Here is a 20,973-nt window from a genome sequence, read left to right as displayed (position 1 = left end):
CGGGAGGCCGACGGCCCGCAGCCAGCCAGGTGTTGATGCTGATACCCGGGGTCATGGGATCCGTCGTACGGAAGACACGATTCCCTCATGTGCGCGTGATCCGGCCATTGTTGACCCGGCCCGGGCCCCGACCTACGCTCTCTTTATGGTCATTCGGCGAACCGACTTCACGCTGGTCGGTATCGGCGGCTCGTGGCACCGACGGTGTTTCGACGAGTCCTGTCGCCCGTCCGCCGGGCGCTGACCGGACGCGCTCTCCGGTCCTTCCGCGTCTTTCCGCGCGCCTTCCGCGTCCTTCCCACGTCTTTCCGCGCGCCTTCGCCCTGCCGTGGCCCGATCCGCACCCCCGCCCGCTCGTCCCGCGCCCACCGCGCGGGGCGGACCGGCCGGTTGCCGCGGGCCCGCGCCCGCCACCGGGACCGCACCCCGGACACGCCACCGCCGAGGGGACCTCACGTGAAGCCGTACCGCCGCAGACCGATCGACCGCCTCCGTGCTCTGCCGGGAGGTTCCCGGTGACGGCCCTGACCACCGCACAGGGGTGGCGCGACCCGCACGCGCTGCACGCGGAGATAGACAACCCGCTCGACCTGATCGCCGGACACCAGCTGCTGCCGGAGGCGGAGGACCGCGCGCCGGGCCGGGCCCGGCGCCGGCTGATGTCGGTGGCCACCGGGTGCGACTGCGGGCACCCGGCCTGCGCCGGGCACGAGCCGCACCCGGCGGCGGCGCCCGTCACCCGGGTCTTCCTCGCCGAGCGGCACCCGGTCGCCAGCGCCGGACTGCGCAGCGTCCTGGCCGCCGACCCGGGGACGACGGTGGTCGGCAGCACCGGCCAGCCGCACCGGCTGCCGGAGGCGCTGCGCCGGGTACGGCCGGACGTGGTCCTGCTGGGCCGGGGCGGCTCGCTCGCCGAGGACCTGGCGCTGGTCGCCCGGCTGCGGGCGGCCGACGTGGTGCCGGACAGCCGGATTCTGCTGCTGCGGCGGGCGGAGAGCACCGCCGAGGCGAGCCGGATGCTGCTCGCCGGTGCGAGCGGCTGCTTCCCGCTGGACCTGCCCGAGGAGCGGATCATCCGAGCGGTGGCGCTGGCCTCGGCGGGCGGCTCCGTCTTCCTGCCCGCCCCGCCCCCGCCCCGGGCCGCGCAGTCGGCGGGCCTCGCCGGGCAGGCGGAGGAGCCGCTGCCGCAGCACTGCGGCCTGACCGACCGCGAACGCCAGGTGCTCGCGCAGCTCGCGTGCGGGCTGAGCAACGCGGAGATTGGGCGCGAGCTGGCGCTCGCGGAGGCGACGGTGAAGAAGCACCTGACCCACGCGATGCGCAAGATCGGCCAGTCGGACCGGTTGCGGGCCGCGCTGTACGCCCACCGCCACGGCCTGGCGGTCTGAACCTTCACGCCCCTGCGGGGCGCGCCTGCCTCCGCGTCCCGCACCCGGTCCGGGCCGTGCCCGGTCCGCCCCCGGCCCAGGCCCGGTTCTGGCGTGCGCCACCCGCAGGGAAGCGCCCGCCCGGACGCCGGGGCCGGACCCGGCGCGGCGCGGACCGGGCCCGGGGGAGCTTCCGGCCGCCCCGCCGAGTCGGCGGGGCGGTTCGCTGTGCGCTGCCGTCCGGGCCTGCCTGGCGGCGGCCGCAGCACCCACCCGAGCGCCTGGCGACGTGCCCCCCTCCCGCAGAGCGACCCCTCCGCCGGGCGTCACGCCCGCCCCCGCCCCGGCGGAGTCCGGAACCCCCTGCGGGCATGCGCCACAGAGCGCCCCCGCCTCGGCACGCGCCTCCGGCCACCGGCGCCCCCGCCGCCGCAGCGGGCCCGGACCACCCCAGCGGGCGCGCCCGCACAGCGACTCTGCGTCGCAGCCACCGCCGCGGCGGGCGCGGCCAGCAGAGCAACCCCGCCCCAGCGCCCGCCCGGGCTCGCTCGCGCGAGCGCCTGGCATGTGCCCGCAGAGCGACCCCTCCGCCGGGCGTCACGCCCGCCCCCGCCCCGGCGGAGTCCGGAAACCCCTGCGGGCATGCCCGCAGGGCGACCCGGTCGCGGCGGGCGCGCCCGGTCGACGACGCCCGCGCACCCCCAACCCCCCACCCCCACGGCGACCTTCGGAGTACACCCCCCCGCGCCGATCGTCGCCAGGGGTGCCGCCTTTCGGGGCTTCTGGGGCGGTCACCGGGGTTCGTAGCGTTTCCGGGGACGAGGAACCGACCGGTCCGCCCGACCGGCAGCCTGGCGAAGGAGATCCACCATGAGCGATGCGCCCGAAGGAGGCATCGCGCGCGGCGGTCCCCGCGACACCCCGGCGTCCGTTCCGGACGACGGCGCGGGCACCGGGGAGCCCGGACGGCCCCTCACCGCCCTACTGGGCGATCCGCGCGCCCCCGGCCGGCACACCGGCCCCGCCGACCCCCTCCGCAACACCTACCGCGCCATGCCCGAGACCGAGCGCTCCGCCCTGTGGCGGCAGCGGCTGCACGAGGCCGAGGCCGGGCTGACCCGGCTGCTGGCCGCGCAGGACGACGACGTCCCCCTCACCGAGTGGTTCGCCCTCCAGTCGGAGATCTTCGCCGATCTCCCCGACCCGGCGGCCGGCACCGCCACCGACTGGCAGCGGGTGTTCTTCCGGGGACAGGCGCTGATGGAACGCTTTCTCGTGGCGCGCTACGGCGAGGAGTCCCTCGTCCAGTGGGCCCGTGCCAACGCCGAGGTCCACCGCGATGTGGAACCCGACCACGGCCGGGGCGCCGCCGACCCCGTGCACCGGATCGCGCGCCAGGCCGAACTGTACGGATCGGACTACGAGTTCGACGAGGCGACGGACCCGGCACCCGCTACTCCGTCCGCCCGCGCCGCGCTGACCATCACGCATTGCGCCATCTGGGACTACCGCGAGAAGGCCCGCCGCTCCGGCGTCCGGCTCACCCTCGCCTCGCCGTGCACGTACTGCACCGAGGCCCTGTCCGCGAACATCCGCGCCAAGGGCTTCGAGCCGTCGCACCGCCTGCGCAACGGGCCGACCGGGCACGGCTGCCGCTGGGAGGCGGCGGCCACCGCCCCCGCGGCCGAGCCCGGACCCACTCCCCCGCCCGCCGACACCCACACCCCCCGGGAGCAGTAGATGTGCGGAGTCACCGGATGGCTCGACTGGGAGCGGGACCTGCGCGCGCACGCCGACACCGTGCACGCCATGACCGCGACCCTGGCGTGCCGGGGCCCCGACGCGGCCGGGACCTGGCTCTCCCCGCGCGCGGCCCTCGGCCACCGGCGTCTGGCCGTGATCGACCTGGACGGCGGGGTCCAGCCCCTCGCCGCCGGGCCGGCAGCCGCCCCGCACGCACCGGGCGCCGCCCCGCACACCCCCGGCGCGGTCCTCGCGTACAACGGCGAGCTGTACAACCACACCGATCTGCGCCGTGAACTGGAGTCCCTGGGGCACGCGTTCCGCACCCGCTCGGACACCGAGGTCGTGCTCCGCGCCCACCTCCAGTGGGGCGCGGAGGCGCCCCGCCGCTTCAACGGCATCTTCGCGTACGCCCTGTGGGACGAACGCGCCGGGGAACTGCTGCTGGTCCGCGACCACCTGGGCGTCAAGCCGCTGTTCTGGCACGCCCACGGCACCGGTGTCCTCTTCGGTTCCGAACCGAAGGCCGTGCTCGCCAATCCCCTCTTCAGCGCCGAGCTGGACACCGAGGGGATCGCCGAACTGTTCGCGCTGCCCGCCGCCCCCACCGCCGGGCACGGCCTGTTCCGCGGGCTGCGCGAGGTCCGGCCCGGGCACCTGGTGCGGGTGCGCCGCTCGGTGACCCGCGAGTCGCGCTACTGGCAGCTCGTCTCCCGGCCGCACACCGACGACGCCGCGACCACCCGGCGCACCGTGCGCGCCCTGCTCGCCGACGCCGTGGACCGCCAGCTGATGAGCGACGTCCCGCTGTGCACCCTGCTCTCCGGCGGGGTGGACTCCAGCGCCATCACCGCGCTCGCCGCCCTCGGCCGCAGCCGGGCGGGGCAGGGGAAGGTGAGCAGCTTCTCGGTGGACTTCCCCGGCAGCGCCGACCGGGCGCCGGACGCCTGGCGGACCGGCGCGGACGCCCCGTTCGTGGCGGCCGCGGCCGAGCACATCGGGACCCTGCACACCTCCGTCCTCGTCCCCGACGACGATCTGCTGGAGGCCCGGCAGGCCGTGCTGCGGGCCCGGGACCGGCCCGGCTGGGGCGAGATGGACGCCTCGCTGCATCTGCTCTTCCGCGAGGTGCGCCGCCGGTCGACGGTCGCCCTGTCCGGGGAGGCGGCGGACGAGGTGTTCGGCGGCTACCCGTACTTCCACGACCCGGCCGCCCTCGCCTCGGGCACCTTCCCCTGGCTGCACGGCCGGGCCACGCCCGCCGAACTGCTCCGTCCCGAGGTGCGGGCGGAGGTCCGGCCCGAGGAGTACACGGCCGACCAGTACCGGGCCTCGCTGGCGGGGACGCCCCTGCTGCCCGGTGAGCCGGACGGCGACCGCCGGGTGCGCGAGCTGTTCCATCTGGCCCTCACCCGCTGGCTGCCGCCCCTGCTGGAGCGCGTCGACCGGGTGAGCATGTCGGTCGGGCTGGAGGTCCGCGTGCCGTTCTGCGACCACCGGCTGGTGGAGTACGCGTGGAACGTGCCGTGGGCGCTCAAGTCCCCGGGCGGCCGGTCGAAGGGGCTGCTGCGGGACGCCGTGCGCGATCTGCTGCCGCCGCAGGTCGCCGACCGGCCCAAGAGCGGCTACCCGTCCACCCCCGCCGTGCGGTACACCCGGGTGCTCACCGAACGCGCCCATGAGCTGGTCGCCGATCCGGCGGCCCCGGTGTTCGACCTGGTGGACCGCCAGACCGTGCGCCGGGCCCTCGCGGAGGGCCGGACCCTGCCGAGCCCGAGGACCGCGCCCAATCCGGTGGGCGGCCTGGACCATCTGGTGCAGGTGGACGAGTGGCTGCGCGCCTACCGCGTGGGGCTGCGGTGAACGCCCGCCGCCCGCCGGGCGCGTCCCCGGGCACCACCCCGCGCCCCGGGACCACCGGGACCGGAACCACCGGGACCGGGACCACCGGGGCCCCCGCGCGGACCGACCGCACGGCCGGGGCCCAGGCCCCCGCCCCGCGTCCCGCGAACTCCGGCACCGCCGACGCCGGGGCCGGCACGGGCTACGGAGCCGCCGGGACCACCGGGACCACCAGGACCGGTGGGACTGGTGGGACCGGTGAAGCCGCCACCCCGCCCGCCCACACAGCCGCGGCGCAGGCGCCGCCCCCACGTTCCGCGGCCGCCGAGGCGTACCGCGCCGCCGCGCGGCGCTGGACGACCGGGGTCGCCCTGCTCACCGCCCGCCACGGCGAGGAGGTCTTCGCGAAGACCGTCTCCTCGCTCTGCACCCTGTCCCTGGACCCCCTGCTGGTCAGTGTGGCCGTGGACGCCCGCAGCCCGCTGACGGCCGCGGTCCGCGCGAGCGGCCGGTTCGCCGTCTCCGTCCTCGCCGGTCATCAGCAGCCGCTGGCACGGCACTTCGCCTCCCCCGGCGCGGGACGGGCGCTCGGCCTGTTCTCCGTCGCGCCCATGGCCACCGAGGTCACCGGGGCGCCGGTGCTGGAGGACTGCCTCGCCTGGTTCGACTGCCGGCTGCACACCGTGCTGCCCGGTGGGGACCACGCGCTGCTGGTCGGCCGGGTCGCGGCCGCCGACGCCGTCCCCGGCGAACCCCTGCTCTACCACCACGGCGCGTACCACGCGCTGGCCCACCCGCCCGTCGCACCGCCCATGTCACCCACGGGAGCCCGTACATGACCCTGCCCGACACCGCAGCCGACGCCGGGGCCCGCACGGGCGCCGGCACCGGCTCCGCATCCGCATCCGGCGGCGGCCGGGGGCTGCTCAGCGGCGACCGGTACCGTGCCGAACTCGACGACGGACGCGAGCTGTACCTCGACGGGAAGCGGATCGAGGACCCGGCCCGCCACCCGGCGTTCCGGCCCGCCGTCGACGCCCTCGCCGCACTGCTGGACCTCCAGCACGACCCGGAGCACCACGAACTCCTCACCTGGAAGGACCCCGGCACCGGGCAGCGGACCGCCCGCGCCTACCAGCCGCCGCGCACCCTGGAGGAGCTGCGCCTCCAGCGCCGCAGCGCCGAGTTCTGGCACGCGGCCTCCCTGGGGCAGCACGGCCGCTCCCCCGCCTTCATGGCCTCGATCGCCGTCGGCGTCTATGACTTCCGCCACCGGCTGGAGGCGTCCCACCCGGGCTTCGGCGCCAACGCCGAGGCGTGGTACCGGCACTGCGCGGCCAACGACCTCGTCCTCTCGCACGCGCTCGGCGATCCGCAGATCGACCGCTCCGCCGACCCGGTGGACGATCCGGACCTGGCGCTGCGGGTGCTGGAGGAGAACGACCGGGGCATCGTGGTGCGCGGTGCCAAGCAGCTCACCACCCTCGCGCCGCTCGCGCACGAGGTGCTGGTGTATCTGTCGGCGTCCTTCGCGCAGCGCCGCGGGGAGCGGTTCGTGGTCTGGTTCGCGCTGCCGCTGAACACCCCGGGCCTGGTGACGCTCTGCCGGGAGCCGCTGGGCGCCGAGCCGTGGGGCCACGCCCATCCGCTGGGGGCGCGGTACGACGAGCAGGACGCGATGCTCTTCTTCGACGATGTCCTGGTGCCGTGGGACCGGGTGTTCCTGCTGCGGGACGCGGACCTGGCGCGCACCGGACTGGGCCGCATCAACGCCTGGTCCGCGTACATCGGCCACGTCCGCTACCGGGAGCGGCTGCGCACCCTGCTGGGGACGGCGACCCTGGTGGCGGAGAGCATCGGCGTCGACGGCTTCCGCAACATCCAGGAGGACCTGGGCCGGCTCGCCTCCTACGCGGAGCTGACCGAGCTGTTCCTGGACGCGGCCGAGGCCCGGGCCGCCCGCACCGACGGCGGCCTGCTGGCCCCGGGCGACACGGCCGCGAGCCGGGTGTGGTCGGCGGAGGTGGCGGACGACGCGGTGGACGTGCTGCGCCGGATCGGGGCCTCCGGGCTGCTGATGCAGCCCACCGAGAACGACCTGGCCCACCCCCGGCTGCGGCCCTTCCTGGACCGGTACATGCGCGGCCGGGGCATCGACGCGGACCGCAAGTCCCGCCTGCTGCGCCTGGCCTGGGAGCTGACCGGCGACGGCTTCGGGCAGCGCCAGCACCTCTACGAACTCGTGCACCGGGGGGACCTGGCGCGCAACCGGATCAATCTGTTCAAGCGGTACGACCAGGGCGAGGTACGGCGGCGGCTGGAGGAGTTCATCGCCGCGCCCGCGTCCGCCGCCGTCCCGGCATCCGCGCCCGCGTCCGCGTCCACCACCGTCCCGGCATCCGCACCCGCACCCGCTCCTCAGGAGGCCCGCCCGTGACCCTGTCCGAGACCGAAGACCAGGCCCGGGTCCTGGGCGGATACGACGACGCCAGCCGGCTGCGCCAGGTGCACGACCGCGACTGGGTCCTGGACCGGGTGCCCGCCGAGGCCGGGACGCTGATCGATCTGGGCAGCGGCATAGGCCAGTTGCTGGAGGCGGCCCTCACCCGGTACCCCGCCCTGCGGCTCGCGGCCGGGCTGGAGCGCTCCGAGCACCGGATCGCCGAGGCCGCCGCGCGCCTGCGCCCCTTCGGGGACCGTGCGGTGCTCCACCGGGCCGATCTGACCGCGCCCCCGGCGCTGCCGCTGACGGCCGATGCGGTGACGATGACCTCGGTGCTGCACTGGCTGTACCCGGTGGAGGAACGCGTCCTCGGCTGGGTCCGGGACCGGCTGGCGCCCGGCGGCAGCTTCCTGCTCACCTCGTACCACCCCGCCCGCGACGACCACGGGCTCGGCGGCGAGGACGACATCGTGCGCGAGGCGCTGACGGAGCTCGGCGTCGAACGGGCCGCGGTACCGGGCCTGTTCGCGGCGCACGGCGTCCTGCCGATCGCCACCCGCACCCGTCCGGCCGGTGAACTCGGCGATCTGCTGGGCCGGTTCTTCACGGTGGAGGACTCCTGGGAGCGCCGGGCCGAGGTCTCCGTACGGGACGCGGCGCAGTACGAGCACTTCCACGCGGCGACCTTCGGCGACTACTACGCGACCGTCCTGGAGCCCACCGTGCGGGCGGAGTTCTTCCGTGCCGTCGGCCGGGCCGGGTGGGCGCGGCAGCGCGAACGGGGGCGGGTGAGCAGTATGCCGGTGCGCCTGTGGCGGCTGTCCCCGCGCACCGCCGAGCCGGGCGACTCCGCCCAGCCGGGGGCCTGAACGCCCCGGGAAGCCGAGCCGGGAAACCGGGCCGAACCACCCCTCGACGCCCGCGAGGAGGTCTCGCCCGGTGACCGGAGCACCGCATAGGGTGAGCGGGCAGGACGGGAGGGCTCCTCCCGTTCCGCCCGCCGCCGTTCGACCGATCCAGGCCGAGAGGCCCGAGGAGACACCAGCATGGCCAGCCCCTCCGCCCCCGCCCCCGGCCCCAGTCAGGAACTGGGCGCCTTCCTGCGCGCCCACCGCGAGTTGCTCAAGCCCGCCGATGTGGGTCTCACCGCGACTCCCCGGCGGCGCACCCCCGGGCTGCGCCGGGAGGAGGTGGCCTCCCTCTCCGGTGTCGGGCTCGCCTGGTACACCTGGCTGGAGCAGGGCAGGGTCACCGCGTCCCGGCAGGTGCTGACGGCGGTCGCCCGGGCGCTGAGGCTGGACGCGGCGGGGCTGCGGCACGCGATGCGGCTGGCCGGGTACCACGAACCGGTGGCGTCCGGCGGGGAGTCGGGCGGTCTGGCGGAGGCCGTCCGCCCGGTCCTCGACTCCTGGCCGGCGAGCCCGGCGGTGCTGCTGGACCGCTACTTCGACCTGCTCGCCTGGAACGCGCCGTGGAGCGCGCTGTGGGGCAGCCCGGAGTCGGTGCCCGCCGACCGGCGGAATCTGATGTGGCTGATGGTCGCCGACCCGCGGCTGCGGACCGTGCTGCACGACTGGGAGCCGCTGGCGATGAACATCTTCCAGCACTTCCGGGCCCAGGCGGGGCCCGCGCTCGCCCACCCCCGGACCGGCGAGGTGTATCTGCGGCTGGAGGAGGACGCCCCGGAGCTGCGCCACTGGTGGGGCTGCCACTCGGTGGCGGAGCTGACGGCCCGTACGGTGAGGGTCCAGCCGCCCGGGTCGGCGCCGATGGCGCTGTCCCTCTCCTCGTTCCATCCGGTGGACGACCCCTCGGCCCTGGTGCTGCTGTTCACACCGCTCAGCGAGCCGGACCGGACGCGGATGGCGGCGCTGTGCGAGCGGCCGCTGCGTGCGGTGGGCGGGGCGGCGGCGGACCGCCGGGCCGGCTGAGCGCGGACGGACGAGAGGGCGGCGGACGGGCCGGGAGCCCGCCTGCCGCCCTCCTGTCCGTCAGGAACGCGCCGCGCTCCCGGAGGGGGCCGCGTCCGGACCGGTGCCGGCCGCCGCTTCCTGGGCCGCGTCCGTGGTGCCCGGCGTGCCCGGGGTGCCCGGCGCGCGGCGCAGTCCGAGGCCGACCGCGAGGGCGCCGAGCGCCGCCACCAGCGCCAGTCCGACGCCCACGACCAGGGTGCCCGTGCCCGCGCTGCCGAAGCCGCCGACGGCCCAGGCGCCCACGCCGGTGCCCGCGTACATGGTCGAGGTCAGCCAGGCGCTGGAGGTGGCGCGCAGTTCGGGAGCCGCCGTACCGGCCAGGGTCTGCTGGTCGGTCACGAAGCCGCCGCTGGCGAGGAACCACACCGCCACGCCCAGGAGCGCGAGCACGATGCCCGGTCCGGCGGCCGACAGGGCGATCCCGGCGGCGAGCAGCAGTGCCCAGACCGGCAGCAGCGGCAGGTCCGTACGCCCCGCCGCCCGGGCCCGGTCGCCGAGGCGCCCGCCGAGCAGCGAACCGGCGACGCTGCCCGCGCCGACGAGGACGCCGACCAGCCCGAGCGCCGACACGGACAGGTCGAAGCGGTCGACCAGCACCACGCCGAGGAAGGTGTAGGCGCCGAGATTGGCCGCGTGGAAGGCGGTGTTGACGCCGAGGGCCCTGCGCAGCGCCGGGTGCCGCCACGCGGCGAGCACGGAGCCGATCGCCCCGCTCTCCGGCGCCGCCGCTCCGGGGGCCGCGGGCGCGACCTGGCGCAGCAGCAGCGGAACGGCCGCGGCGGTCCCGACGGCGAGGGCGAGGAACGCGGAGCGCCAGCCGGCGAGTCCGGCGAGGAACGCGCCGAGCGGGACGCCGATGACCTGGCCGCTGGAGAAGAGGGCCATCCCCAGCCCGAGCGCCCGGCCGCGGACCCGGTCCGGGGCGGTCTCGGCGATGTGCGCCCAGATCGCGGGACCGGCGGCCGCGGCGGCGAGTCCGGCGAGCGCGCGGGAGACGATCAGCGGGGCCAGCCCGGTGGAGAGGGCGGCGGCGACGTTGGAGAGCAGGAACAGCGCGGTCCCGGCGAGCAGCACCCGGCGCCGTCCGAAGCGGTCGCTGAGCAGTCCGAGGAAGGGCGCGGCGATCGCGTACACCAGCACATAGGCGGTGACGCTGTGGGCCGCGGCGGACTCGGAGACCTCGATGTCCTCCGCGATGGTCGGCAGCAGCGGGGAGACGAGGAAGGTCTCGGTGCCGAAGAGGAAGAGGAGCAGGAAGACCCCCGCGTAGCGCCACCGCCCGGGGGCGTCCTCGCCGGGCGGGTCCTGAGGGGCGTCGGGGAGTCGGCTCACGGGGGATCACTGCCTTTCGGGCCGGTGCGGAACCGGCGCCGGGCACGGCGACGGCCGGGACGGACCGCACCGGGGGCGGGGCCGGGTCCGTCCCGCCCGGCCATCGTTCCGGCGCACACCCGGGCCAGCCAGGCAGGCGTTCGTCCTGATACCGGGGCTCACAGGCACGGGCACGGCGGGCCGGGCGGACGGGGCCCGTACGGCCGGACACCCGGTGGGTGGTGGCCCCGGGTCCACCACCCACCGGGTGCGGAACCGCACCACGGCGCCCCGGCGCTACCCCGGACGGACCGTCACCGGCTCGGTGCCCGTGCGGCTGTGCCGTTCCGCCCAGGTCTCCAGCGCGGTGCGGCAGGCGTGGTCGAGGTGGTGGACATGGGCGAGGTCCAGTTCGACCGGCCGGTCCCGGGGCAGGGCCTCCAGGCTGTCCAGGATCTTCGGGAGGCGGAGGAAGGTCGCGTTCCCCGAGAGGTGGACCTGGACGGGCCCGGCGCCCTTGTCGACGACCTCCAGACGGACGTGGGACGCCTCCCAGGCGGTCTTGCACACGGCGAGCGCGAGCCCGATGAGGACGCCCTCGAACATGCTGACGGCCACGATGGACACGGCGGTGGCCACCAGGATCAGGGCCTCGCCGCGCTGGTCGCGCCAGAGGGCGCGCAGGGAGCGGACGGGGACCAGCTTGGCGCCCGAGTAGACCAGGATGCCCGCGAGGGCGGGAATCGGGATCCAGGCGAGCGCCGCGGGGAACAGGGCCGCGAAGAGGAGCAGCCAGACGCCGTGCAGCACCCGGGACGCCTTGGTGCGCGCCCCGGCCTGGACGTTGGCGGCGCTGCGGACGATCACCGCCGTCATGGGCAGCGCGCCGAGGACGCCGCAGACCGCGTTGCCCGTGCCCTGGGCGACGAGTTCCCTGTCGTACTGGGTGCGGGGGCCGTCGTGCAGGCGGTCGACCGCGGCGGCGCTGAACAGGGACTCGGCGGACGCGATCAGGGTGAAGGCGACGATCGTGCCGAGGAGTCCGATCCCGGCGAGTTCGCCGAAGGCGCTGAGCGGCGGCGGTTGCAGGGAGCCGAGGAGCCCCTGCACCTCGACGGTGGCCACCGGCAGTCCGGCGGCGAGGGAGACGGCGGTGGCCAGGCCGACCGCCGCGAGCGGGCCGGGCACGGTGCGCAGCGCCCGGGGTGCCCGCTTCCACAGGACGAGGACGGCGATGGTGCCGGCGCCGACCGCGAGGGAGGCGAGCGCCTCGGTGCTGCCGGCCGCGCCGAGGAGGGCGCCGGGCAGGCCGGCGAGCTTCCCGATACCGGAGGCGGGGGCGTCGGCGGCGGTCATCGCGTACAACTGGCCGGCGATCAGGACGAGTCCGATGCCGGCGAGCATGCCCTCGACGACGGAGACGGAGATCGCCCGGAAGTACCGCCCGAGCCGGAGGGTGCCCATCAGGATCTGGAGCAGCCCGGTGGCGAGGACGATCACCCCGAGGAGGGGGAGCCCGAACTCGCGGACGGCCTCGAAGACGAGGACGGTCATCCCGGCCGCCGGTCCGGAGACCTGGAGGCTGCTACCGCGCATCAGGCCGGTGACGATGCCGCCGACGATGCCGGTGACCAGGCCGAGTTCCGCGGGGACGCCGGAGGCGACGGCCACGCCGACGCAGAGCGGCAGCGCGACGAGGAAGACGACGAGGGAGGCGGCGAAGTCCTGCCGCCAGGTGGACCGGTCGGTGGGGGTGGCGGGGGTGGCGGGGGTCGTCATCGCGGTCCTCACAGTGCCTCGAAGGTGTCGGTCGTGCCGCTGTGGGCGAGGACGGCGCCGGTGTGGACCTCGTAGTACCAGCCGTGCAGGGTGAGCCGGCCGGCGGTCGACCCGCCCGCGACGCAGGGGTAGGAGCGCAGCCGGAGGAGCTGGGCGAGGACATGGTTCTGCACGCCCTCGGCGACGGCCGGATCCGCTTCGCCGCCGGTGGGGCGGGGGTCGGCACCGGCGAGCCAGCTCTGGACGGCGGGGACGCCGGTGAGGTCGTCGCCGCGCACCAGGGCGCCGACGGCCCCGCAGTGGGAGTGGCCGCAGACGACGATGTCGCGGACACCGAGGACCTCGACGGCGTACTCGACGGTGGCCGCCTCGCTGGACGGCCGTTCGGGGGTGTACGGGGGGACGATGTTGCCGGCGGTGCGCAGCTCGAAGAGCTGACCGGGGCGGGCCCCGGTGATCAGAGCGGGCACCACCCGCGAGTCGGAGCAGGTGATGAACAGGACCTGGGGGGACTGGCCTGCCGCGAGCTCGGCGAACTCCTCAGGGCGCGGTCCGAAACTACGGGCGTTGTCGATGAGGGGCTGCATGGCGTGTGTGATCCTCCTGGCGCGCCGGCGGGGCGCGTCGGGCCGTCATGGCGGTGTGCGGGGGGACTGACCGATCTTTGGCCGATGCCTTACCGGGTGTGTACGCGGATGCGAAGGCCGGAAGCGGCCCGGGGAGGCCGATCGGCGGCGGCGATGACACCGCGAAGCCCAACCAGGGCATCGCACCTCACACTTCTCCACCCCCTCGCACACGAACGGGACCCTTTACGGGCACCAAGGATTGGTCAACAGATGGTCAAGGCGACTTTAACTGTGCAAAGGCGCTGGCGCGGTTAACGGAGCGTTACGGGCGGGAGAGCGCCCGAAAAGGATGGAAGGTTGGCGCGAATCGACGGGCGCGCGGGGGCGCGCATACCCCGCTCCACCGGCGCGCATCACAGAACGTCAGGCCGGGGCCAGGGCGCGGCGGACGAAGATCACACGATCAGGCGCCGGCCGGACGCCCTGCTGACAAAGTTTCTACCGAGGGGTAGGCCCCCTGGACGCTCTTACTATACGGTCCGTCTAACAAGGCGCGGCACGCCCAGGAACACGCCCCGAACAACGCCACGGAACACACCACGGAAGGAGCCGACATGGCAGGCAGCACGGTCCGCCCGGAGGTCCACGGCGACCGGCCCGAGGAACCAGAGGTCGCCCGGCGGCTGCTCGACTCGTCCGCCACCCTGTCGTACGACCCCGCCGTGGAGGTCGACTGGGACACCCCGCTCGACAAGGGGTTCCACGGCACCAGCCCCGAGTGGTGCACCCTCTACGGGACCGCCTACTGGGCGGAGCTGACGGAGGCCCAGCGCAAGGAGCTGACGCGGCAGGAGGCCGCGTCCGTGGCGAGTACGGGGATCTGGTTCGAGATGATCCTCCAGCAGATGGTGCTGCGGGACATCTACGCCAAGGACCCCACGGGCGCCGAGTTCCAGTGGGCGCTGACCGAGATCGCCGAGGAGTGCCGGCACTCCATCATGTTCGCCCGCGGCGCGCAGAAGCTCGGCGCCCCGGCGTACCGCCCGGCCCGCCCGGTGCTCGAACTGGGCCGCGTCTTCAAGACCCTGGCCTTCGGCGAGGCCGCCTACGCGGCGATCCTGGTCGCCGAGGAGGTCCTCGACGTGATGCAGCGCGACTGGATGCGGGACGAACGCGTGGTCCCGTTCGTGCGCACCATCAACAACATCCATGTCGTCGAGGAGTCCCGGCACATGAAGTTCGCCCGGGACGAGACGCGCAAGCGGCTGCGGGGCGCGGGCGCGCTGCGCCGCCGGATCAACGCCTTCGTGGTGGCGGTCGCCTCGTACTTCATCGTCACCAGCATGTGGAACAAGAACGTCTACGCCAACGCCGGGCTCGACCCCGAGCGGGCGCTCGCCGAGGCGCGGGCGAACGAGCACCACAAGTCCATGCTGCGGTCGAGCTGTTCGGGCCTGATGGACTTCCTCGCCTCGGCCGGCCTGCTGACCAAGCCCGCGCTGGTGTTCTACAAGCGCGCCCATCTGATCTGAACCGGGCAGGACATGACCTACGCGATCACCCAGACCTGCTGCAACGACGCCACCTGTGTGGCCGTCTGCCCGGTCAACTGCATCCACCCCACGCCGGAGGAACGCGCCTTCGGCAGCACCGAGATGCTCCACATCGACCCGAAGTCCTGCATCGACTGCGGCGCCTGCGCCGACGCCTGCCCGGTCGACGCGATCTTCCCCGTGGACAGCCTCCGCCCCGAACTGCGCGAGTACGCGGAGATCAACGCGGCCTGGTACGAGGACCGGCCCGCCGCCGAACCGGAGCCCGCCGGCCCCAACTTCCACGCCTGGGGCGAGCCCTCCTTCCCGCGCAGCCTGCCGTCCGACTTCGGCCCGATCCGGGTCGCGGTCGTCGGCACCGGCCCGGCCGGGATGTACGCGGCGGAGGACCTGCTGCTGCACACCGGCGCCGAGGTCACCCTGATCGACCGGCTGCCGGTGGCCGGCGGGCTGGTGCGGTACGGCGTGGCGCCCGACCACCCGGCGACCAGGAGGGTCGGGGAGACCTTCGCCCGGTTCCACCGGCACCCCCGGGTGCGCATGTACCTGGGGCTCACGGTCGGCCGGGACGTCTCGGCCGAGGAGATCGCGGCCCACCACGACGCCGTGGTGTACGCGGTCGGCGCCTCCGCCGACCGCCGCCTGGGGATCCCGGGCGAGGACCGCCCCGGCGTCCTCCCCGCGACCGCCTTCGTCGCCTGGTACAACGCCCACCCGGAGGTCGCCCCGGACGCGGTCGGCCTCGACGCGGAACGGGTCGTGGTGGTGGGCAACGGCAACGTCGCCCTGGACGTCGCCCGCATCCTCGTCGCCGGTCCGCAGGCGCTGGCCGGCACGGACATCGCGGGGCACGCCCTGGCCGCGCTGCGGGACTCGGCGGTGCGGGAGGTGGTGGTGCTCGGGCGGCGCGGCCCCGAGGACGCGGCCTGCACCCGCTCCGAACTGCTGGCCCTGCGTCATCTGCCGGACGTGGACCTGGTCGTGGACGACCACGATCCGCGTATCGGGCCCGCGATCGATTCCGCCGCGCCGGGCAGCAGGGCGGCGGTCCTGCGGGACGTGCCCCGGGAACGGGTCGACTGGTCGGCCTCACCGGGCCCGCGGCGGCGCATCGTGCTCCGCTTCCACTCGGCGCCGGTGGCCGCCCTCGGCGCGGGTGGCGCACGCGGCGCTTCGGGCGAGGGCGTTCCGGTGGCCGGCGGCTCGGAAAGCGGCACCGCGGCGGCCGGGCACGGGGGCGCGGACGCGCTGCGGGCCGTGGCCGTCGGGGACGGCACGCGGGGCGAGCGGGAGATCCCGGCGGGCCTGCTGCTGCGGGCGGTCGGCTACCGGGGCGAGCCGGTGCCCGGGCTGCCGTTCGACGAGGACCGGGGCACCGTCCCGCACGACGGCGGCCGGGTGGCGGGGATGCCGGGCACGTATGTCGCCGGCTGGATCAAGCGCGGGCCCTCGGGCGGGATCGGCGCCAACCGGACCTGCGCGGCCGAGACCGTGGGCACCCTGCTCGCGGACGCGGTGGCCGGGGCGCTGCCGGAACCGACGGGCTCGGCCAGGGAGTTCCGCCGCCTCGCCCGCCGGCGCAACCGGGACGTGGTCGACGCGCGCGGGCTCGCCGTGATCGAGCGGGCCGAGGTGGACCGGGGCCGCCGGGAGGGCCGCCCGCGGGTGAAGCTGGCGACGGTGGAGGAGCTGGTGGCGACGGCCCGGTCGAAGGGGCCGTGGCGGCTGACCCGTTGAGCGGACCGGTCGTCGGGGGTGTGCGGGAGGGTCCCGGCTCGGGAGCCGGGCCCCTCCCGCGCGCCGTGGGGGAACGGCGGGTGCCACGGCGCCCGCCGGGCGGGGACGCCGTGGGCCGGGGGCTCTGTGACGTGGGACTCCGTGGGGCGGGGACGCCGTGGGGCGGTCAGGAGGCGGCGTCGTCGTCCGCCGGCTCGTCCCGCTCCTGGTCCCTGGCGCGCTTGCCCACCACCGCCGCCGCGGCCGCCGCGCTGGCCAGGACGGCGGCCGCGATCGTCCAGGGCTGGTCGAAGCGGTGGCGGGTGAGGTGGTCGAGGGAGTAGCGCCCCGGGCCGATGACGCCCACCGCCGCCGCGGTGAAGCCGAGGAAGGCCGGGTACTCGTAGCCGCCGGACTGGGCGAAGAAGCCCGCGGGGGCGTGCACGGAGACCGCGCCCGCCATGTTCCCGGCGGCGGCCGCGCCGGCCGCCGGGGTGGCGAGACCGAGGGCGAGCAGCAGGCCGGATCCGGTCTCCACTGCCCCCGCCGCGACCGCGCTGCTCTTCGGCGGGTGGAAGCCCATCGCCTCCATGCCCTTCGTGGTGCCCTCGATGCCCCCGCCCCCGAACCAGCCGAAGAGCTTCTGGGCGCCGTGTGCGGCGAGGACCGCGCCGGTGCCCACCCGCAGGGCGAGAAGGCCGAGGTCGCGGCGGACGAGGCTGGTCATGGGGCACTCCCGGGTGGGTGGGTCGCGGTGGCCGACGCCCTCCACTCTCGGCCGCCCGCCGCCGCACCCCGCCGCGTTGCTGCGCTGATCGGGTGAAGCGGCCCGTGCCCGGTCCGCGCCCGGCCAGGGGGCGGCCGGGTCGGTGTCAGGCTTGGCCGGATCCGTTCGCACACCCGATCCCCGTGGAATCCCGCACGGGCCACCGGCGTTGGGGGTGCAGTACGTCTCACCGAAGGAGTGTCACCGTGGCCCTGTCCCGTGAAGAGCGTGAGCAGTTCCTCGCCGAGCCCCATGTGGCCGCACTGGCGGTGGACGCGGGAGAGAAGGGCGACCGTGCCCCGCTGACCGTGCCGATCTGGTACCAGTACGCGCCGGGCGGCGATGTGTGGATCATGACGGGCCGGGACTCCCGCAAGGGCCGGCTCATCGCGGAGGCGGGCCGCTTCACGCTGATGACCGACCGGCTGGAGCCGACGATCCGCTATGTGTCGGTGGAGGGCCCGGTCATCGCCACCGAGGAGGCCACCCGGGAGCAGCTCACCGAGATCTCCGCCCGCTATCTGCCGCCGGAGAAGGTGGCGGGCTATGTGGAGTTCGCCTGGGCGAACCACGGGGAGCAGGTCGTGATCCGGATGCGCCCGGAGCGGTGGGTCAGCTCGGACCTCGGCTCCGTCTGACGCGACGCGCGACGAGGGCGTGGGCTCGCCCGCCTTTCCCCGCGCCGCGCCGCCCCACGACCAGGGCCCGGGACCCGGCACGTCGGGACCCGGGCCTCGCCGCGCCCGGGGCCCGGGCGCGCGCCGTTCAGCCCGCCACGTCCAGCAGGATGCCCGCCAGTTCCTCCGGCCGGGAGAACATCGGCCAGTGCCCGGTGTCCATCTCGACCAGCCGCCAGCGCTCGCCCTTCAGCAGCTCCGCCACATCGGGCGTGGGCTCCGGGCCGTCGAGGAGGCATTTGACGTAGGTCGCGGGCAGCTCGCCCAACGGCCGTGACAGCACGGCCGTTTCGGTCAGACTGGCGCCGGGGTGCGGGGGGGGCGCGCTCCAGGAGGCGGGCGATCTACTCCGCCGTCAGGTCCTGGCCCGCGAACTCCTCCGGCCCGGGCAGCGCCCAGTCGCCGCCGTCCGCGGCGAGCCGTGCCTCGAAGGCCGGCTGCCCCTCCCACCACGCGGAGGCGAAGGACTCCCCCTCGGCCGGCACCCCGGCGTCCACGAAGACGACTTGGGCGAGCCGGTCCCCGATCTGGGCGGCGGCCTGGCCCACGGGGATGCCCGAGTAGCTGTGGCCGACCAGGACCACGTCCCGCAGATCGCCGCGCTCGATCGCGCCGGTGATGTCCCGCACATGGGTCCGCTGACCCGCCGGGCCGCCGGCTCCGTGCTTCTCCGCGACGCCCGAGAGCGTCAGCGGGTGCGCCCCGTGGCCGGCCGCGCGCAGCGCGGGCACGACCGCGTCCCACGCCCAGGACCCCAGCCAGGCGCCCGGTACCAGTACGAATTCCGTCATGGCACCGCACGCTAGCCGAGGGCACCGACAACGGCCCCGCGCGGCCCGGGTGTACGGCGCGACCTGCGCGTCCGCCGCGCCACGGGGAGCGGATCCGGCCGTCCGGGAGCGGGGACCCTTGCGCCACCCTCGTGCCGGCAAGGGGTGACAAGGGTTTTCCCCGTATCGCGTTCACCTCGGGTTTTCCTACTGTCTGGCCACCGGCGGTTCCCGTTCCTCCCTGACCCGCGAGTCCACTGGACTGGCCTGTCAGGTTCATGAAGATCGGGTTTCGGCCGGTGTCGGTCCCACCCAGGGCCGACGTGCCGAGCGGCGGCGCGAGGGCTCACCCGGCCCGGGGAACCGTGGGTTATCGCAACCCCCCACGCTGCGCCACGGTTCCCGCGCCGCCCGCCCGGACTCTCGAAACCGTCATTGAGAGGAACACCTTGAACGGTTCCAGGCGGAGACTCATAGCCGTCGCGGCAGCGAGCGCCACGCTCGCCGGCGTAGCCGCGACGGCTCCCGTGGCGTTCGCCGCAGCGCCCATGGCTCCCGCACCCCAGCCCGCACCGGCTTCGCAGTCGATGACCACCCTGCCGGCCGCGCCGGTGGAGAAGGTCATCGTCACGTACAAGTCCGGTGCGGCCGAGGCCGCGTCCAACAGCGCGGCCACCACCGACGCGAAGGCCAAGGCCACCGAGACCGGTGAGCGCCTGTCCTTCGAACGCCGGCTCGCCGGCGGGTCGGCCCTCGTCGACCTCGGCGGGGAGAAGTCCACCAAGGACGTCGCCGATGTGATGGCGGCCTTCCGGGCCGACCCGTCCGTCGCCTCGGTGGAGCCCGACATCCGCGCCTACGCGATGGCGGCCGCTCCCAACGACACCGAATACCCCCGGCAGTGGGACCTGTTCGAGGCGACGGGCGGCATGAACGTCCCGTCCGCCTGGGACAAGACCACGGGCAGCGGTGTCACCGTCGCCGTCATCGACACCGGCTACGCGGCCCACTCGGACCTCGCCGCCAACGTCGTGAACGGCTACGACTTCATCTCCAGCTCGGCCGACGCCCGCGACGGCAACGGCCGCGACAGCAACGCCAAGGACGAGGGCGACTGGAACGCCACCGACGGCGAGTGCGGCCTCGGTTCCAAGGCGAGCAACTCCTCCTGGCACGGCACGCACGTGGCGGGCACCATCGCGGCGGCGACCGGCAACGGCAAGGGTGTCGCGGGCATCGCGTACAACGCGAAGATCCAGCCCATCCGGGTGCTCGGCAAGTGCGGCGGCTCCTCCGCCGACATCGCCGACGCCATCACCTGGGCCTCCGGCGGGTCCGTGCCGGGCGTCCCGGCCAACCCGACCCCGTCGAAGGTGATCAACCTCAGCCTGGGCGGCGCCAGCAGCACCTGCCCGAGCGTCTACCAGAACGCCATCAACGGTGCCGTCCAGCGCGGCAGCACGGTGGTCGTCGCGGCGGGCAACAGCAACGCCAACGCCTCCGGATTCACTCCCGCGAACTGCGCCAACATCATCAACGTGGCGTCGACCAGCCGCGAGGGGAATCGTTCCTTCTACTCCAACTTCGGCTCCTCGATCGACGTCTCGGCCCCTGGTGGCGAGACCCGTCGCGGCACCGACACCCCGGGCACCGTGACCACCCCCGAGAACGGGATCTGGTCCACGCTGAACGCGGGCACCACCACGCAGGGCGCCGAGAACTACAAGCCCTACCAGGGCACTTCGATGGCAGCCCCGCACATCGCCGGCCTCGCCGCGCTGCTGAAGTCGGCCAAGCCCGCGCTCACCCCGGCCGAGATCGAGTCCGCGATCAAGGCCAACGCCCGTCCGCTGCCCGGCACCTGCTCGGGCGGCTGCGGCACCGGTATCGCCGACGCCACCAAGACCGTGAACGCGGTCACCGGCGGCGGCACCACGCCGGGCGGCAATGTGTTCACGAACGCGACCGACGTCACGATCCGCGACAACGCGACGGTCACCTCGTCGATCTCCGTCACGGGCCGTACGGGCAACGCCCCGGCCGCGCTCAAGGTCGACGTGGACATCAAGCACACCTGGCGCGGTGACCTGGTCATCGACCTGGTCGCCCCGGACGGCAGTGTGCGCAACCTGAAGACCTCGTCCGGCTCGGACAGCGCCGACGACGTCCTCGCGACCTACACGGTCAACGCCTCCACGGTGGCCGCCAACGGCACCTGGCAGCTTCGGGTCCGCGATGTGGCCTCGGGTGACACCGGCTGGATCAACTCCTGGAGCCTGACCTTCTGACCGGGCACGAACCAGTATCACCGCAGGTCAACAGCGCGCCCCCGGCTTCGGTCGGGGGCGCGCGCCTGTGCCCCCAAGTCCGTACCTGTCCGTATGCCGGATATCGGGCCTCGACGACGGGGGCAGGCTTCGTATCCTCTGGTCGAACGGGCAGGGGGCCCGCGCACCGGAAGGTG

General features: G+C 75.1%; 15 protein-coding genes and 1 pseudogene. 11 read left to right on the top strand and 5 right to left on the bottom strand.

Translation table 11 applies throughout. The annotated features are described in order from the left end of the window. Positions 1 to 515 precede the first annotated feature (515 nt). From ABZ457_RS25135 to ABZ457_RS25105, 7 genes are all read left to right on the top strand, one after another. Positions 516 to 1,388: a response regulator transcription factor gene (locus ABZ457_RS25135; RefSeq protein ID WP_359161292.1), complete on the top strand. Its 873-nt coding sequence runs from the start codon at positions 516 to 518 to the stop codon at positions 1,386 to 1,388. 849 nt (positions 1,389 to 2,237) lie between these two features. Next, positions 2,238 to 3,107, top strand: a complete 870-nt coding sequence (locus ABZ457_RS25130) for a hypothetical protein (RefSeq protein ID WP_359161289.1) — start codon at positions 2,238 to 2,240, stop codon at positions 3,105 to 3,107. Next, a complete protein-coding gene (asnB, locus tag ABZ457_RS25125) occupies positions 3,108 to 4,973 on the top strand; it encodes an asparagine synthase (glutamine-hydrolyzing) (protein ID WP_359161286.1) in 1,866 nt (621 codons plus the stop codon). Then, the gene (locus ABZ457_RS25120; protein WP_359161283.1) at positions 4,970 to 5,791 is read left to right on the top strand and encodes a flavin reductase family protein; all 822 of its coding nucleotides are present in this window, start codon (positions 4,970 to 4,972) and stop codon (positions 5,789 to 5,791) included. Before asnB ends, ABZ457_RS25120 begins: the two co-directional genes overlap by 4 nt. Further along, positions 5,788 to 7,389 (top strand): 4-hydroxyphenylacetate 3-hydroxylase N-terminal domain-containing protein, encoded by a 1,602-nt coding sequence (locus ABZ457_RS25115; RefSeq protein WP_359161280.1) that lies wholly within the window; start codon positions 5,788 to 5,790, stop codon positions 7,387 to 7,389. Before ABZ457_RS25120 ends, ABZ457_RS25115 begins: the two co-directional genes overlap by 4 nt. After that, positions 7,386 to 8,264, top strand: coding sequence for a class I SAM-dependent methyltransferase (locus ABZ457_RS25110; protein WP_359161277.1), 879 nt, complete (start codon positions 7,386 to 7,388; stop codon positions 8,262 to 8,264). The genes ABZ457_RS25115 and ABZ457_RS25110 overlap by 4 nt, the downstream gene beginning before the upstream one ends. A gap of 177 nt (positions 8,265 to 8,441) precedes the next feature. Next, complete coding sequence (locus ABZ457_RS25105; RefSeq protein WP_359161274.1) at positions 8,442 to 9,326, top strand: helix-turn-helix transcriptional regulator; 885 nt, start codon at positions 8,442 to 8,444, stop codon at positions 9,324 to 9,326. A 60-nt stretch (positions 9,327 to 9,386) separates the two neighbouring features. On the opposite strand, the gene ABZ457_RS25100 is transcribed toward ABZ457_RS25105, so the two are convergent. The 3 genes from ABZ457_RS25100 to ABZ457_RS25090 form a co-directional block, all read right to left on the bottom strand. Further along, positions 9,387 to 10,700 carry an MFS transporter gene (locus tag ABZ457_RS25100; RefSeq protein WP_359161271.1) on the bottom strand — a complete coding sequence of 438 codons (1,314 nt, stop codon included), beginning with the start codon at positions 10,698 to 10,700 and terminating at the stop codon, positions 9,387 to 9,389. A gap of 276 nt (positions 10,701 to 10,976) precedes the next feature. After that, positions 10,977 to 12,458 (bottom strand): SulP family inorganic anion transporter, encoded by a 1,482-nt coding sequence (locus tag ABZ457_RS25095; protein WP_359161268.1) that lies wholly within the window; start codon positions 12,456 to 12,458, stop codon positions 10,977 to 10,979. A gap of 8 nt (positions 12,459 to 12,466) precedes the next feature. Continuing rightward, positions 12,467 to 13,045, bottom strand: a complete 579-nt coding sequence (locus ABZ457_RS25090) for a carbonic anhydrase (RefSeq protein WP_359161265.1) — start codon at positions 13,043 to 13,045, stop codon at positions 12,467 to 12,469. 596 nt (positions 13,046 to 13,641) lie between these two features. On the opposite strand from ABZ457_RS25090, the gene ABZ457_RS25085 reads away from it, so the two are divergent. Continuing rightward, positions 13,642 to 14,559 carry a diiron oxygenase gene (locus tag ABZ457_RS25085; protein ID WP_359161262.1) on the top strand — a complete coding sequence of 306 codons (918 nt, stop codon included), beginning with the start codon at positions 13,642 to 13,644 and terminating at the stop codon, positions 14,557 to 14,559. Positions 14,560 to 14,571: 12 nt separating this feature from the next. Then, positions 14,572 to 16,317 (top strand): FAD-dependent oxidoreductase, encoded by a 1,746-nt coding sequence (locus ABZ457_RS25080; RefSeq protein ID WP_359161259.1) that lies wholly within the window; start codon positions 14,572 to 14,574, stop codon positions 16,315 to 16,317. Positions 16,318 to 16,483: 166 nt separating this feature from the next. Here the strand turns inward: ABZ457_RS25080 and ABZ457_RS25075 are convergent, their stop codons facing one another. Then, positions 16,484 to 17,023 (bottom strand): DoxX family protein, encoded by a 540-nt coding sequence (locus ABZ457_RS25075; RefSeq protein WP_359161256.1) that lies wholly within the window; start codon positions 17,021 to 17,023, stop codon positions 16,484 to 16,486. 245 nt (positions 17,024 to 17,268) lie between these two features. Between ABZ457_RS25075 and ABZ457_RS25070 the strand changes: the two genes are divergently transcribed. Then, a complete protein-coding gene (locus ABZ457_RS25070) occupies positions 17,269 to 17,700 on the top strand; it encodes a pyridoxamine 5'-phosphate oxidase family protein (RefSeq protein ID WP_018848283.1) in 432 nt (143 codons plus the stop codon). Between the two features lie 127 nt (positions 17,701 to 17,827). Here the strand turns inward: ABZ457_RS25070 and ABZ457_RS25065 are convergent. Beyond that, a pseudogene (locus tag ABZ457_RS25065) lies at positions 17,828 to 18,530 on the bottom strand (alpha/beta hydrolase). A 566-nt stretch (positions 18,531 to 19,096) separates the two neighbouring features. On the opposite strand from ABZ457_RS25065, the gene ABZ457_RS25060 reads away from it, so the two are divergent. Next, a complete protein-coding gene (locus tag ABZ457_RS25060) occupies positions 19,097 to 20,797 on the top strand; it encodes a S8 family serine peptidase (protein WP_359161253.1) in 1,701 nt (566 codons plus the stop codon). The last annotated feature ends 176 nt before the right edge of the window (positions 20,798 to 20,973 follow it).

The sequence above is a fragment of the Streptomyces sp. NPDC005805 genome (assembly GCF_040630445.1).
GTDB lineage: Bacteria > Actinomycetota > Actinomycetes > Streptomycetales > Streptomycetaceae > Streptomyces.
The sequence above is the reverse complement of the archived record's forward strand: the minus strand, read 5'-3'. Positions and strand labels throughout refer to the sequence as shown.